The sequence below is a fragment of the Blastomonas sp. AAP25 genome (assembly GCF_001295965.1).
Taxonomy (GTDB): Bacteria; Pseudomonadota; Alphaproteobacteria; order Sphingomonadales; family Sphingomonadaceae; genus Blastomonas; species Blastomonas fulva.
The window spans coordinates 1-13,685 of sequence record NZ_LJHP01000017.1 but is presented as its reverse complement, the minus strand read 5'-3'; the positions used below and the strand labels follow the sequence as shown (position 1 = coordinate 13,685).

Below are 13,685 nucleotides of genomic sequence, written 5' to 3'. Positions count from 1 at the left end.
GCGATTTCTTGTGACAGCGTCACCCGCCCCGGTGCACCCGTGCGGGCTTGGCGCGGCGGGGGTGCTGGGCTAGTCCAGCAGCATGGGCAGGGCGCACGCATCACCGGACGCGATCATCATCGGCGGTGGCCATAACGGCCTGACCTGCGCCTTCTATCTGGCGCGCGCAGGCCTGTCCGTGCGGATCGTCGAAGCGCGCAATGTGATCGGCGGCGCGGCGGTGACCGAGGAATTTCACCCCGGATTCCGCAATTCGGTGGCCAGCTACACGGTGAGCCTGCTCCAGCCCAAGGTCATCGCCGACATGGGTCTGGTCGGACGCGGGTATCGCGTCATCGAGCGCCCGGTGTCGAACTTCCTGCCACTTGCGCAGGGCGATCATCTGATCCTCGGCGGCGGGCTGGAGCGCACGCAAGCCGCGTTCGCGCGCTTCTCGCGCAAGGACGCCGAGGCGCTACCGGGCTATTACGCGATGCTCGAGCGGGTCGCCGATGTGCTGCGCGAGCTTGCGCTGCGTCCGCCGCCCAATGTCGGCAGCGGCGTCGCCTGGCTGGTCGATGCGCTGACCACCGGGCGGCTGCTTTCCCGGCTGCCGCGCGAGGTCCAGCGTGACGTGCTCGACCTGTTCACCAAGTCCGCGCGCGAGTTCCTCACCCCCTGGTTCGAGAGCGCGGCTGTACAGGCGGCGTTCGGCTTCGACGCGGTTGTCGGCAACTATGCCAGCCCCGACACGCCGGGCTCTGCCTATGTATTGCTCCACCACGTGTTCGGCGAGGTCAACGGCCACAAGGGCAGCTGGGGGCATGTCATCGGCGGGATGGGCAGCATTACCCGGATGATGGCCGAGGCCTGCGCCGAGCAAGGCGTCGAGATCAGCCTGAACAGCCCGGTCGATCAGGTGCTGGTCGAGGGCGGGCGCGCCACCGGAGTGCGGCTGGCAAGCGGCGAGGAACTGCGGAGCCAACGCATCATCGCCAATGTCGGGCCAAAATTGCTCTATGGGAAGATGGTGCCGCGCGCCGCACTTCCGCAAGACTTCGCGCGGCGGATCGATGGCTACGTTTGCGGATCGGGCAGCTTCCGGATGAACGTCGCGCTCGACCGGCTGCCCGATTTCACATGTCTGCCCGGGGCCGAAAACCCTTGGGGCGAGCATCTGCGCGCAGGCATCGTCATCGCGCCCAGCCTCGATTACATGGACCGCGCGTTCAGCGATGCCAAGGTGCACGGCTGGTCGCGCGAACCGATCGTCGAGATGCTGATCCCCTCGCTCGTCGACGACAGTCTGGCGCCCGCGGGGCATCATGTCGCGAGCCTGTTCTGCCAGCAATTCGACCCCAAGCTCGACTGGACGCCCGAGCAGGAAGCGGCGGCTGCGGACACGATCATCGATACGGTCGAGGCGCACGCGCCTGGCTTTCGCGCTTCGATCCTGGGCAAGCAGGTGCTCAGCCCCAAAGGTCTGGAGCGCACCTTCGGCCTGATCGGCGGCGACATCTTCCATGGCCGGATGAGCCTCGACCAGCTCTGGGCCGCGCGCCCGGTGCTGGGCCATGCCGATTATCGCGGGCCATTGAAGGGGCTGTACATGTGCGGATCGGGCACGCACCCCGGCGGCGGCGTCACCGGCGCGCCGGGGCACAATGCGGCAAAGGTGGTGCTGGCGGACAAGAGATGGCGGCGGGGGTGACCCTCTCCCCTCCCGCCCGCGGGAGGGGAGAGGCCTCTGTTACCCCTTCGCCAGCCGCGCCGCAGACGCCAGCTTGATGAATGCCCACACCTCGCTATCGAAGCCGGGATCGGCCTGAACCGGCCAGTTGGGCATGTCGTCGTACATCTTCATCGTGCCCTGCATCATCGCCGGGCTAGCGACCTGGGTGAAGGGCTTGAGCAATTCGAACCAGCGCGCGACAAAGCCCGCTGCGGCCTCGCTGGCAGGGTCCATCGGCAGCGCGGCCTTGATTGCGTCGCCCAGATCCTTCCATTGCGCGGCATAGGCCTCGTTATCGAAACCGGGCGTCATTGCGTCCATCTTCTCGGCCCATTCGGCCTGCTCTTCGGGGGTGAAATAGCGGTCGGTCACCGCCTTCCATTGGTCTTGTGACATGGTTGTCGTGTCCTGTTGTTCGTGTCGGATCAGCGAGCAGAAGGTCTCTGCATCGATGGGCTCGCCGCGATCGATGCGTGACTTGACGGAAACGAGAAGTGCCTGCGCATCGGATATGCGCCGCGCCTGCGCCTCGAGATGGTCGAGCTGTGCGGTGATCAGCCCGTGAAGATCGATCCGCCGGTTGGCGGTCAGCCGCTGGATCTGCGCCAGCGTCAGCCCCGCCTTCTTGAGCGACAGGATCAGGTTCAGCCGCTCCAGCGCCGCCGCATCATAATGCCGCCGCCCCGACGCGGTCCGCAACGGCTCCACCAACCCCCGCGCCTCGTAAAAACGCAGCGCGCGGGCGGTGAGACCGGTGAGCCGGGTAACGGCGGCAATGTCGAGCGAATCAGCCATGAGCTGCTTATGCCACTTGACGCTGCGTCAGCTTCAAGGGGAATTTTTCAGCCCTATCGCCTCCCGCTTGCGGGAGCGGATAGGCACTGCGCACCTCCTCCCGACTTTCCGCATGACGTGCCCCGCCCCATGAGTCATGATCGCGCCCGGAATAGCGAGGTGCACCATGCGGAAGCTGGCCTGTTTTCTGTTCATCTCGCTCGACGGCGTGGTCGAGGCGCCCGACACTTTTGTCCGGCCCGAGCTGTATCAGGACTTTTCGCCGCTGATCGCGCAGTCGATCGCCGGGCAGGACCTGGTGCTGATGGGCCGAAAGATGTACGAGGAATGGTTCGCGTTCTGGCCGACCTCCGACATCCAGCCGTTTTCGGGCTTCATCAACACGGTGCCCAAGCTGGTGGTGTCCGGCACACTGACATCGACCGAATGGCAGGGCTCGTCGCTGCTGGCAGGCGACGTGGCAACCGAGGTCGCCTCCCTCAAGGCCACCGATGGCGGTACCATCGGGGTACATGGCATCGCGCTGATCGAGTCGCTGATCCATGCACGACTGATGGACGAACTGCATTTCGTGCTCGTTCCTGCGATGGCAGGTTGCGGACGGCGACTGGTGTCCACGGCTGCCGAGGCGATCCAGCTCGACCTGATTTCTGCGCAGACGACCCCCACCGGATTGCAGCACCTTGTCTACACGCTGCGGTTAGGCTGACGCCGCTTCCACGCACCCGGTTTGTCCCATTTTCCGCATGACGCCACGCAGCCGATCCGCCATTGTCGCACCCGATGCGTGCCTTGATCCTTCGCCGGCTGTTGACCGCAATCCCCACTTTGCTGCTGGTCCTCATCGCGTCGTTCGCGCTGATGCGGTTTGCGCCGGGGGGGCCGTTCGATGGCGAGCGGCCGCTGGCGCCCGAGACGCGCGCGGCGCTGGAGGCCGCTTATGGGCTGAACCTGCCGATGGGCGAGCAGTTCGCGCTGTTCTTGCGCCGCACGCTCGCCGGCGATTTCGGGCCGAGCCTGGTCTATCGCGATTTCACCGTCACCCAGTTGATCGCCGACAGCCTACCGGTGTCGCTGACCTTGGGCGGGCTGGCGATACTGCTGGCGCTGGCGCTTGGGTTGGCCGCCGGGACGGTCGCCGCGCTGCGGCCGGGTGGCTGGGCGGATGAGGCACTGATGCTGTTGGCGACCATCGTCACGGCGCTACCCAGCTTTGTGACAGGGCCGTTGCTCGCGCTGATCTTCGGGCTGTGGCTGGGGTGGCTGCCGGTCGGCGGGCTGGGCGATAGCCTCACTAGCGCGCCGCAATTCTGGATGATGCCGGTGATCGCGCTGGCGCTGCCGGTCGCAGGAGCGATCGCCAAGCTGGCGCGTGCAGGCCTCGCGGCGGCGCTGGCCGATCGGCTGCCGTCCGCGCTTTCGGGCGGGCAGGCGCAGCGGGTCGCGATCGCCCGCGCGCTGGTGTCAGAGCCGCAGATGCTGGTGCTGGACGAGGCGACGAGCGCGCTCGACCCGCTGGTGGGCGCGCAGATCGTCAAGCTGCTCAAGCGGCTGCAGCGCGAGCAGCACATCGCGATGCTGGTGATCACCCATGATCTCGCGCTGGCGGCGCAGTTCTGCCACCGTGCGCTGGTGCTCGATGCCGGGCGGATCGTGGAGGCGGGGCCGATTGTGGAGCTGATCGCCGCCCCGCAGGCGGCGATGACCCAAAGGCTGGTGGCCGCAAGCTGACGCCTGCGACCACCACCCCCCTTGCAAAGGGTCAGCGGGTCAGAACTTGACCGTGCCGGTGACGAATACCTGGCGCGGGTTGCCGTAGAAGGCCGTCGCCACGCCTTCGGTGCCCAGCGTCGGGATGAAATTGCCCGCCGCATTGCGCGTCGGCGTTCCGTCGGGCGCGGTCGCGAGGAACTGGTAGCCCGAGGTGATGTACTGCTTGTTCAGGATGTTCTTGGCGTTGAGGCCGAAGCTGAACCGGTCAGCATCATCGCGCCAGATCAGCGCGGCATCCCAAAGCGCATAGCCCTTCTGGTCGAGGAACGGGCTGGGCGTTTCGAACTGGAAGGTCTTGCTGCGATAGCTGACCGTGGTCGACGCGGTGATCATCCCCGAGAAGGCCGGAAAGGCGCCGGTGAAGGTGCCCGATGCGGTCCATTTGGGGGTGTTCTGGATGCGGCGCAAATTGGCGACGTCGATGTTGCGCGCATCAATGAAGCGCTTGTATTCGCCATCGATGTAACCCAGCGTGCCATTGAAGCTCAGGAACGAACCGTCGCCGGCAAAGTCGCGGGCGAACACGGCGTTGCTCTCGAATTCCAGGCCCTTGAACTCGGCCTTGCCGGCGTTGGTGGTGACACCGATGAAGGTGTCGTTGGTGCCGTCGCCGTTCGAATCGAAGCCTGCGGACCCGGGCACCTGCACATTGGTATAGTCGGCGTAGAAGCCGGTCAGCGCGATGTTGATCGCATTGTCGGCAAAGCTACCCTTCCAGCCCAGTTCATAGCTGTCCACCGTCTCAGGCTCGAAGCTCAGGAAGTCGAAGATTTCCTGCTGGCTGCGCACACCGTCGCGGTTGGTGTCGGGCGCGGCGGTCGAAAGGCCGCGCGGATCGAAGCCGCCGCCCTTGAAGCCCTGCGAGTAACTGGCGAACAGCAGATGATCGCTGTTGGGCTTGAAGCTCAACGACGCGCGCGGGTTGAAATCGGTAAAGCGCGCCTGGCCGTTGAAGTTCGAGGTGGTGGCGAGCACCAGCGGGGTGCCGCCGAACTCGGCAGAGCGGCCCAACTTGGTCTGGCGCAGGATGGTCGAGTTGCGCTTGTCGACGGTGTAGCGACCGCCCAGGGACAGCGACAATTGATCGGTGAAATCATAGGTGAAATCGCCGAATACCGACCAGGTATCGGTGCGCACGTCGCCGGCGGTGAAGGCGTTGAGGTTGGCGACCGTGGTGAACAGCAACACATCGAACGCGGTCGAAGCCTTGGCGTCCAGATAATAGAAGCCGACCAGGCCCTTGAGGCGGCTGCCTTCATACAGCAGCTGGAATTCCTGGCTGATCTGCTCGTTGCGATACAGCGCAGGCACATCAACATCGATCGCGGGCAGCGCGTCGAAATCGATCGGGGTGAAGCTGTCATCCTTGCGCCAGGCGCTGATCGACCGGAAGGTCAGCGTGTTGGTCAGTTCTGCGGAGATGTTCATCGCCAGGCCGTAAGCCTCGATGTCCTGCTTGGGCGCGTTGAGGCCGGCGCGGGTGTCGTAGACATCGCGCAGCACCGGAGTTCCGCTGCGGATGCCGGGGATAAGGCGGTGGCCGTTGCGCGGATCGGACTTGTCGCGGGTATAGTCGCCCGAAATGCGGATCATGATCGGCGCGCCGTAGCCGCCGATTTCGAGCGTGCCGCGGCCTGCATAGACATCGCGGTTGTAGTTCTCGAGCCCGCGGATGTTGAGGTTGTCGCCAAAGCCGCCGCGCGACAGCCGCGCGAAGGTGCCGCCGACGCGGACGATATCGCCGATCGGAGCCGACACGGTGACCACGCCATCGGCCTGGTCATAGGTGCCATAGGTGCCGCGCACCTTAAGGCTGAACTCCTGCGGCAGCATCTTGGTGACGTACTTGACCGCGCCGCCGATGGTGTTGCGACCATAAAGCGTGCCCTGCGGTCCGCGCAGGACCTCGATCCGCTCGACCTCGTAGATATCGAGCACCGCAGCCTGCGGGCGGTTGAGATAGACATCATCGAGATAGATGCCGACGCCCGCCTCGAAACCGGGCACCGGATCCTGCTGGCCCACGCCGCGGATGAACGCGGTGAGGGTCGAGTTGGTGCCGCGCGAGTTTTCTAGCGTGGTGTTGGGGGTGATCTGCGAAATGTCGGTGATGTCGAGCGCGCCCTGGTTTTCCAGCCGCTCGGCGGAAAAGGCGCTGATCGCGATCGGCACATCCTGCAGGTTTTCCGCACGGCGCCGCGCGGTCACGACGATCACGGAGCCATCGGCCGAGGTCGTGGCGGCCTCTTCCTGCGTGTCCTGCGCCTGGGCGATGGCGGGAAGCGCGGTCAGCGCAGCTGCTGCAACCCCCAGCGTCAGCGAGGCGCGCGCGGCGGCAAAGCGGGTGAACCGAAACGATGACATAATATTCCCTCCATCATCCAAACCTGAAGTCCCGCGGTGCGCCGGTTCATCTGTTGACCGGCCTTGCGCAAGGCGTGAATGTTCATTAGTGAAAGTTGAACCAGCTTTCAACTCTTATCCGTTTGGGGGAGACAAAGCCGGAGAGATCGGCCAGACGTGTTGCATCAGTGCATCATGTGCGGCGGTGGGAGTGGATTATGGCGGCACAGGCACCTGACCCAATCGGGGATGAGGCGGGCGACCCGTCCGAAAGGCCGGGCAAGACACCCCGCACTGCGCGTGGCCGGGCGACCCTGCGCAAGCTGCTCGACGCAGCCGCGATCGAATTTGGCGAGCGCGGTTTCCACGAGGCCTCGATCAGCGGCATCACCCGCCGCGCGGGCACGGCACTGGGCAGTTTCTACACCTATTTCGATTCCAAGGACGAAATCTTCCGCGCGCTGGTGCAGGACATGTCGGCGCAGGTCGGCGTGCACGCTGCCGCCGCGATGCAGGAGGCCAAGAGCGCGCTGGATCGCGAACGCGCCGCGCTCAAGGGCTTTCTGGAATTCGCGCGCGAACACAAGGAAATCTACCGGATCATCGACGAGGCCGAATTCGTCGATTCAGACAGCTACCGCGCGCACTATCAGGTCACCGCGTCGCGCATTCTGGCAAGGCTGAAGGCTGGCGCCGAGACCGGCGAACTGCGCGACGATGTTAGCGAGCTCCACGCCTGGGCGGTGATGGGGATGAACGTGTTCCTCGGCCTGCGCTACGGCATCTGGAGCGAGGACCTCGCCCCCGACGCGATCGCCAGCGCGGCGAACGACTTCATAGCGCGCGGGCTGAAGCCTTGAAGGTCATCAAAGTGGTTGCGTCCTGACCCGGCATTCCCGCGAAAGCGACAATGACGGTGCCTGCGCTCGCCTCAGTCACTCGCCATCAGCAGTTCGGGCAGATCGCCGCTCGATCCCCGCGCTTCGTCGATAATGAACCGGCGGATCAGGCCGGTGCGCCCGACAATCTGCATGCCCAGACGCCGCACCAGCGAAGGCGCGCTGCCCGGCAGGCCATAGAGCCGGTTGAGCACATCGGTGGCGCCCGCCATCATCGCGTTGTCGAGCATCCGCCAGTCCTGGTAGCGCTTGAGCTGCGCCAGATCGCCCGGATCGAGCCCCAGCCGCGCGCCCTCCCCCAGCACCTGCGCCAGCGCCGCGACGTCCCGAAGCCCAAGGTTCAGACCCTGCCCCGCGATCGGATGGATGATGTGCGCGCTGTCGCCGACCAGCGCGATGCGCGGCGCGACCATGGCGCTGGCCTGGCACAAGGTCAGCGGCCAACTGCTGCGCGGCGTCACGGGGGTGATTTCGCCCAAAAAACCACCGCTCATCTTGGTGAGTGCTGCACCGAACGCGCGGTCGGACAGCGATACCCACGCATCAGCCTTGCCCTCGGGCACCGTCCAGACGATCGAAGCCATCGCGCGGCCGTCGTCGTCGTCGTCGTTGAGCGGCAGGATCGCGACCGGACCATCGGGATAGAAGATCTCGAACGCAGTGTTCTGGTGCGATTTCTCCAGCGTCACCGCGGTCACGATGCCGCGCTGGCGATAGGACCACTGGCCCAGCGTGATCCCGGCAATGTCGCGCGTCGGCGACATCCGGCCCTCTGCCCCCACCAGCAGCGATGCCGAAAACGCCCGGCCATCGGCGAGCGTGATCGTCGCACGATGCGCATCGACCGCGCGGGTCGCAACGTCTGCGCCCATCACCAGATCGATATCGCCATCGGCGCTCGCGGCCTCGAACAGCGCTCCGCGCAACAGGCTGTTGGGAAGCATCACCCCCATGCCCTCTGCGCCCGCATCGAAATCGAGCCCGCCCTTGCGAAGACCGTCGCTCACCGCGATGCGATCGATCGGGCAGGCATCGCGCCACAGGCCATCGGCCAGTCCGAGATTCTGCAGCATCTGCCAGCTGGTGCTGGCGAGCGCCGAGGCCCGGCCGTCAAAGCCCGGATCGGCCAGCGTCTGCGGGCTGATCCGGTCGATCACCCTGACGGAAAGGCCGCTGCGCACCAGCGCCAGGGCAAGCGCAAGGCCAGCAGGCCCCGCGCCCATGATCAGGATGTCGCTATGCTGCGCTGAAATGTGGGTATCGGTCATGCCTCCAATGTAGGGCGCAACATCCGCTCTGAACAGGGGCTTTGCCGTCCGGAGTCCGGCTCAAGTCCTTGCTTGACGCGGAGTCCGTCCTCTGCGCAAAATGCACGACATTTACCATATTGCCGGAGTTGAACAGGATATGGCCAGCCGCGCCGCCACCAGAAACGCGCCCGATTGGCGCGACCTGATGCGTCAGAGCCTGTTGCGCAGCGGCAGTCTGATCCTGTCGCTGACCTTGTTCGCGCTCACCGCATTCGTCGCGGTCTCGCTGATCACCTATCACCAGACCGATCCGTCGTTCAATACCGCCGCCGGGGGTCCGGTGGACAACTGGATGGGGATGACAGGCGCCTGGATCGCCGATTTCATGCTGTTTCTCGCCGGCCCTGCCAGCGCGCTCGCCCTGCCAATCACCGCCATCCAGGCGCATCGGATGTGGATCAACCGCCCGCTGGGCCACTGGCGGCGCGCGGTGCTGGCCACGCTGGTCAGCATCGTGATGCTTGCGGTCGCATCGGCGGTGTTCTTCGGAGAGGCCGCGCAGCATTTCCCCGCCGGGCCTGGCGGCCTGACCGGTCTGGTCGGCGCGCGCGGGATTCAGGCTCTGGGTGGATTGCTGCCGCCTGCAGGCGTCGCCTGGGCGGTCTATGGCACCGCGGGCTTGCTGGCGCTTGCCGGCACCTTGCTGGGCTGGAAGGCGCTGGGTCTCGAGCGCGGGCTGCTGCGCATGCCGCCGATCAAGGTGAGCGTTCCCGAAGCGCTGTTCCGCAAGCCGATCGGCCCGGTGATCGAGGAAGGCGACGAGGACGCAGCCGAAGATGCCGCGGAAACCCCGCGTCCGGCGCTCGCCGCCCCGCGCAAGGAGGCCGTGCCCGACAACCGCCCGCCGCCGGAGATCACCGAGCCATCGCTGCGCCCCGCCAAGGCGCAGCTTGGCCCCAAGAGCAAGCAGGGCGACTTTTTCGGACCTTATGACCTGCCCTCTGTCGACCTGCTCGACCCGCCACCGACCAGCACCGGCCCCGCACTCGACAAGATCGCGCTCGAACGCAATGCCCGCCTGCTCGAGACGGTGCTCAGCGACTTCAACGTCAAGGGCGAGATCACTGCGGTGCGCCCCGGCCCGGTCGTCACCCGCTACGAACTGCTCCCTGCGCCGGGCATCAAGGCCAACCGCGTCATCCAGCTTGCCGACGATATCGCGCGCAACATGTCCGCGCGCTCGGCGCGCGTCGCGGCGATCCCGTGCCGCAAGGAGCTGGGCATCGAGCTTCCCAACCAGCACCGCGATGCCGTGGTGCTGCACGAGATGATCGGCTCCAGCCATTTTGCCGAGAACACAGGCCAGCTGCCGGTGATCCTGGGCAAGAACATCTCGGGCGATCCCGTCATCGCCGATCTGGCACCGATGCCGCATCTGCTGATCGCCGGCACCACCGGATCGGGCAAGTCGGTCGGGCTCAATGCGATGATCCTGTCGCTGCTCTACCGGATGACCCCCGAGACGCTGCGGCTGATCATGATCGATCCCAAGATGCTCGAGCTGTCGATCTATGACGGCATCCCGCATCTGCTTTCGCCGGTGGTGACCGAACCGCAAAAGGCGATCCGCGCGCTCAAATGGGCGGTCGAGCAGATGGAAGAGCGCTACCGGATGATGAGCGAGCTCAAGGTCCGCAGCCTGGTCAATTTCAACGACAAGATCCGCGTCGCCAAGGCCAAGGGCATCCCGCTGGGCGAGGAAGTTCAGACCGGCTGGGACCCCGTCAGCGGCCAGCCGCAATACGAGAAGAAGCAGCTCGACTACGAGCCGATGCCGCAGATCGTGGTGATCGTCGACGAGCTTGCCGACCTGATGATGACCGCGGGCAAGGAAGTCGAGTTCCTGATCCAGCGGCTGGCGCAGAAGGCGCGTGCGGCGGGCATCCATCTGATCATGGCGACCCAGCGACCCTCGGTCGACGTGATCACCGGCGTCATCAAGGCCAACCTGCCCACCCGGATCAGCTTCCACGTCACCAGCAAGATCGATTCGCGCACCATCCTGGGCGAACAGGGGGCCGAACAGCTGCTGGGCAAGGGCGACATGCTGTACATGTCGGGCGGCAAACAGGTCGAACGCGTCCATGGTCCGTTCGTATCGGATGAAGAGGTCCGCCGCGTCGCCGATCACTGGCGCTCGCAGGGTGCGCCGGATTACATCCAGGCGGTGACCGAAGAGCCCGAGGATGGCGGCTTCGCGCTCGATGGCGCGAGCCTCGACGACACCCCCGAAGAACAGATGTACCGCAGCGCTTGCCAGATCGTGTTCGAAAGCCAGAAGGCATCGACCAGCTGGCTGCAGCGCCAGTTGCGTATCGGCTACAACAGCGCCGCGCGGCTGGTCGAGCGGATGGAAGAGGACGGTTTTATTAGCGCGCCCAACCACGTTGGGCGCCGCGAAGTTTTCCGCGACAAGGACGGCAACCCGCTCTGATCGCGCAGAGCGGGTTGACCGCGATCAGTCGTGTCCGGCGACCTTGATCGGCTTGCCGAGCAGCGTCTTCACATAGATGCGCTGGACCATCACATAGACGACAACGGTCAGCGGCGCGGACAGCAGAACGCCCAGAAAGCCGAAGATAAGCCCTGCGGCAACCACTGCAAACAGCAGTACGGCGGGCGGAACGTCTACTGCATGCTTCTGGATCATCGGCTGGAGGAAGTTGCCCTGCAGCTGCTGGACCACCAGGAACAGGCCGATCGTCCAGAGCGCCGCCGTCGGCGAGACGGTGAACGCCAGCAGCACGGCGGGCACGCCGGCGATGATCGGTCCGACCATCGGAATGATGTCGAGCAGGCCCGCGATCACGCCGAGACCGCCCGAAGCCGGAACGCCCAGCACCCACAGCCCCACGCCAGTCAGGACAGCCACGACCAGCGACGACACCGCCTGTCCGACCATCCAGCCGCGCAGGCCGCGCGATGCATCATCCAGAGCGTCGGCGACCGGCCCTTCCGCCCTTGCGGGCATCAGCAGCAACAGGCCACGCCGGTACACCATCGGATCGCTGGCGATGAAGATCGCGCCTACGAGCACGAGTACGAAGTTCGCGATCCCATTGGTCGCGGTCATGGCAAATCCGCCCAGACGCGCGGCCATGCTGGAGATGTCTCCGGTTCCCTGGCGGATCATGTCGCGGGTCGAATTGCCCAGGCCGAACTGGTCGAGCTGCGCCTCGACGCGATCGATGGCAGGGGGAATGCTCTGCTGGATGGTGTCAAACTCGTTGGTCAGCTGCGATCCGAACAGTGTGAAGACCCCGGCAAACACGCCGATCGTCAGCAGCACCGAAATGGCAAGCGCGGGCCCGCGGCTCATCTTGGTATATCGGCACACCCGGCTCGCCATCGACGAGAACACCGCGGCCAGCACCAATGCCGCAAACACCATCATGAGGAAGCCGGCGAGTTCGATGATCAGCCAGGCGACCCCGAGAATGGCCACGACGACCATCGTTATGGCAGCGACCCGGCCCGCTCCCCACACGCCATCCCGGCCGTCACGATCTGCAGGCTCCATTAAATCAGTCTTTCACAACAGAGGAACGCCACCGGCCGGAGGCCAGTGGCGCATTTGGTGGGTGGCGACATGGATATCACCGGTGTTGAACTTGGAAAAGCGAAGACGCGCTGTGGGCTGCAGCCGCGTTGACGACAGCCCGCCGTGCGACTGCTCAGGTAACCTTCTTGTAGACGAAGGTACCCAGGACGAACAGCGCGACCGCGATCACGACAGCGATCCAGAACAGGATTTTGGCAAGGTCCCAGGCAAAGCCGGCAAGCCCGCCGAACCCAAGGACGCCCAGCACAAGGGCGATGATGGCAAAAATCAGGGCGGCTCTCAGCATGGCGTGGTCCTTGTCGCGGGTCTGGCAGTAACGCTTGTCATGACGTTACGCGAAGGCGCGCCAAAAGGTTCCGCAACAGCGGCAGTCCGAGCAGACCGTACCGTCAGGCTAGAGGGTCAGATCGAGAAGCTGGAGCCGCAGCCGCAGCCGGAGGCCGCGTTGGGATTGGTGACCTGGAAGGCCGATCCACCGAGCGATTCAACGAAATCGACCGCACTGCCGCGCACCAGGTCGAGGCTCATCTCGTCAACGACCAATGCGACGCCGTCACGCAGTGCAACCGTATCGCCGTCCTCGGGAGCATCGGCGAGCCCGAAGCGGTACTGGAAACCTGAGCAGCCGCCGCCTTCAACCGAAAGCCGCAGCACCGCAGGCTTGCCTTGCTTGGCCGCGATCGCGGCAACGCGGCTTGCCGCACTGGGGGTGAGGATGATGTCGGCGGTGGCTGTGGTGTCCATGGGCTCGATATAAGCCTTTCGGTCGGGCGCCACAAGCGGTCAGCACGCAGACACCAGGAACGCACGGCCTGCGCGCACAAAAAAGGGGCCGGTCCGAAGACCGACCCCGATTTTTTGCTGCCTGATCTTGCGATCGGGCGAGTGGCTTACATGCCCGAACCCGGACCGTAGGTGATTTCCACGCGACGGTTCTGCAGTTCGCGAACGCCATCGGCGGTCTGCACGCGGTTCTTGGTTTCGCCAAAAGCCTGGGTGCTGATCGCGCTTGCCGGGATGTTCCGCGAGACCAGATAGGCCTTGACGGATTCGGCGCGGCGCTGGGACAGACCGACGTTGTAGGTTGCTGCACCCGAACGGTCGGCGTGACCTGCGAGCATGACCGGGACCGAACCACAGCTGCCATAGGCTGCCACGGCGTTGTCCAGAATGGTCGCTGCTTCCGGCGTGATGTTCGACTTGTCGAAGTCGAAGAACACGATGTACGGACCCTTTTCGCAAACCGGCGGAGGCGGCGGCGGAGGAGGCGGCGGGGGCGGCGGAGGCGGGGG

Annotated in this window: 12 protein-coding genes; 5 read left to right on the top strand and 7 right to left on the bottom strand. The window is 65.3% G+C overall.

Annotated features, from left to right (window positions below; all coding sequences use genetic code 11):
* Positions 1-82: 82 nt before the first annotated feature.
* Positions 83-1,690, top strand: a complete 1,608-nt coding sequence (locus tag IP68_RS12915; protein WP_054135415.1) for an NAD(P)/FAD-dependent oxidoreductase — start codon at positions 83-85, stop codon at positions 1,688-1,690.
* A gap of 39 nt (positions 1,691-1,729) precedes the next feature.
* Here the strand turns inward: IP68_RS12915 and IP68_RS12910 are convergent, their stop codons facing one another.
* Complete coding sequence (locus IP68_RS12910; RefSeq protein ID WP_054135414.1) at positions 1,730-2,506, bottom strand: MerR family transcriptional regulator; 777 nt, start codon at positions 2,504-2,506, stop codon at positions 1,730-1,732.
* A 166-nt stretch (positions 2,507-2,672) separates the two neighbouring features.
* Here IP68_RS12910 and IP68_RS12905 point away from each other — a divergent pair, with 166 nt between their 5' ends.
* Positions 2,673-3,215, top strand: a complete 543-nt coding sequence (locus IP68_RS12905) for a dihydrofolate reductase family protein (RefSeq protein WP_054135413.1) — start codon at positions 2,673-2,675, stop codon at positions 3,213-3,215.
* 101 nt (positions 3,216-3,316) lie between these two features.
* Complete coding sequence (locus IP68_RS20635) at positions 3,317-4,237, top strand: ATP-binding cassette domain-containing protein (RefSeq protein WP_231683974.1); 921 nt, start codon at positions 3,317-3,319, stop codon at positions 4,235-4,237.
* A 39-nt stretch (positions 4,238-4,276) separates the two neighbouring features.
* Here IP68_RS20635 and IP68_RS12895 read toward each other — a convergent pair whose 3' ends face one another.
* Complete coding sequence (locus IP68_RS12895; RefSeq protein ID WP_054135412.1) at positions 4,277-6,643, bottom strand: TonB-dependent receptor; 2,367 nt, start codon at positions 6,641-6,643, stop codon at positions 4,277-4,279.
* A gap of 197 nt (positions 6,644-6,840) precedes the next feature.
* Here IP68_RS12895 and IP68_RS12890 point away from each other — a divergent pair, with 197 nt between their 5' ends.
* Positions 6,841-7,482, top strand: coding sequence for a TetR/AcrR family transcriptional regulator (locus IP68_RS12890; protein ID WP_171900270.1), 642 nt, complete (start codon positions 6,841-6,843; stop codon positions 7,480-7,482).
* Positions 7,483-7,553: 71 nt separating this feature from the next.
* Here the strand turns inward: IP68_RS12890 and IP68_RS12885 are convergent, their stop codons facing one another.
* Positions 7,554-8,789, bottom strand: a complete 1,236-nt coding sequence (locus IP68_RS12885) for an FAD-dependent monooxygenase (RefSeq protein ID WP_054135411.1) — start codon at positions 8,787-8,789, stop codon at positions 7,554-7,556.
* A 139-nt stretch (positions 8,790-8,928) separates the two neighbouring features.
* Between IP68_RS12885 and IP68_RS12880 the strand changes: the two genes are divergently transcribed.
* The gene (locus IP68_RS12880) at positions 8,929-11,265 is read left to right on the top strand and encodes a DNA translocase FtsK (protein ID WP_054135410.1); all 2,337 of its coding nucleotides are present in this window, start codon (positions 8,929-8,931) and stop codon (positions 11,263-11,265) included.
* 24 nt (positions 11,266-11,289) lie between these two features.
* On the opposite strand, the gene IP68_RS12875 is transcribed toward IP68_RS12880, so the two are convergent.
* The 4 genes from IP68_RS12875 to IP68_RS12865 all read right to left on the bottom strand — a co-directional run.
* A complete protein-coding gene (locus IP68_RS12875; protein ID WP_054135409.1) occupies positions 11,290-12,351 on the bottom strand; it encodes an AI-2E family transporter in 1,062 nt (353 codons plus the stop codon).
* Between the two features lie 154 nt (positions 12,352-12,505).
* Positions 12,506-12,679 carry a DUF1328 domain-containing protein gene (locus tag IP68_RS19785; protein ID WP_069051341.1) on the bottom strand — a complete coding sequence of 58 codons (174 nt, stop codon included), beginning with the start codon at positions 12,677-12,679 and terminating at the stop codon, positions 12,506-12,508.
* A gap of 116 nt (positions 12,680-12,795) precedes the next feature.
* Entirely contained in the window at positions 12,796-13,137 is a 342-nt protein-coding gene (gene erpA / locus IP68_RS12870; protein ID WP_054135408.1) for an iron-sulfur cluster insertion protein ErpA, read from the bottom strand.
* Positions 13,138-13,283: 146 nt separating this feature from the next.
* The coding region (locus tag IP68_RS12865) for an OmpA family protein (protein WP_156318136.1) at positions 13,284-13,685 on the bottom strand (402 nt) is incomplete at its 5' end.

Excerpts from the sequence above, each read along its gene's own strand:
- IP68_RS12910 (WP_054135414.1), bottom strand. The coding sequence starts at position 2,506 with ATGGCTGATTCGCTCGACATTGCCGCCGTTACCCGGCTCACCGGTCTC.
- IP68_RS12885 (WP_054135411.1), bottom strand. The coding sequence starts at position 8,789 with ATGACCGATACCCACATTTCAGCGCAGCATAGCGACATCCTGATCATG.
- IP68_RS12890 (WP_171900270.1), top strand. The coding sequence starts at position 6,841 with ATGGCGGCACAGGCACCTGACCCAATCGGGGATGAGGCGGGCGACCCG.
- IP68_RS12875 (WP_054135409.1), bottom strand. The coding sequence starts at position 12,351 with ATGGAGCCTGCAGATCGTGACGGCCGGGATGGCGTGTGGGGAGCGGGC.
- IP68_RS19785 (WP_069051341.1), bottom strand. The coding sequence starts at position 12,679 with ATGCTGAGAGCCGCCCTGATTTTTGCCATCATCGCCCTTGTGCTGGGC.
- IP68_RS12880 (WP_054135410.1), top strand. The coding sequence starts at position 8,929 with ATGGCCAGCCGCGCCGCCACCAGAAACGCGCCCGATTGGCGCGACCTG.
- IP68_RS12895 (WP_054135412.1), bottom strand. The coding sequence starts at position 6,643 with ATGTCATCGTTTCGGTTCACCCGCTTTGCCGCCGCGCGCGCCTCGCTG.
- erpA (WP_054135408.1), bottom strand. The coding sequence starts at position 13,137 with ATGGACACCACAGCCACCGCCGACATCATCCTCACCCCCAGTGCGGCA.
- IP68_RS12905 (WP_054135413.1), top strand. The coding sequence starts at position 2,673 with ATGCGGAAGCTGGCCTGTTTTCTGTTCATCTCGCTCGACGGCGTGGTC.
- IP68_RS12915 (WP_054135415.1), top strand. The coding sequence starts at position 83 with ATGGGCAGGGCGCACGCATCACCGGACGCGATCATCATCGGCGGTGGC.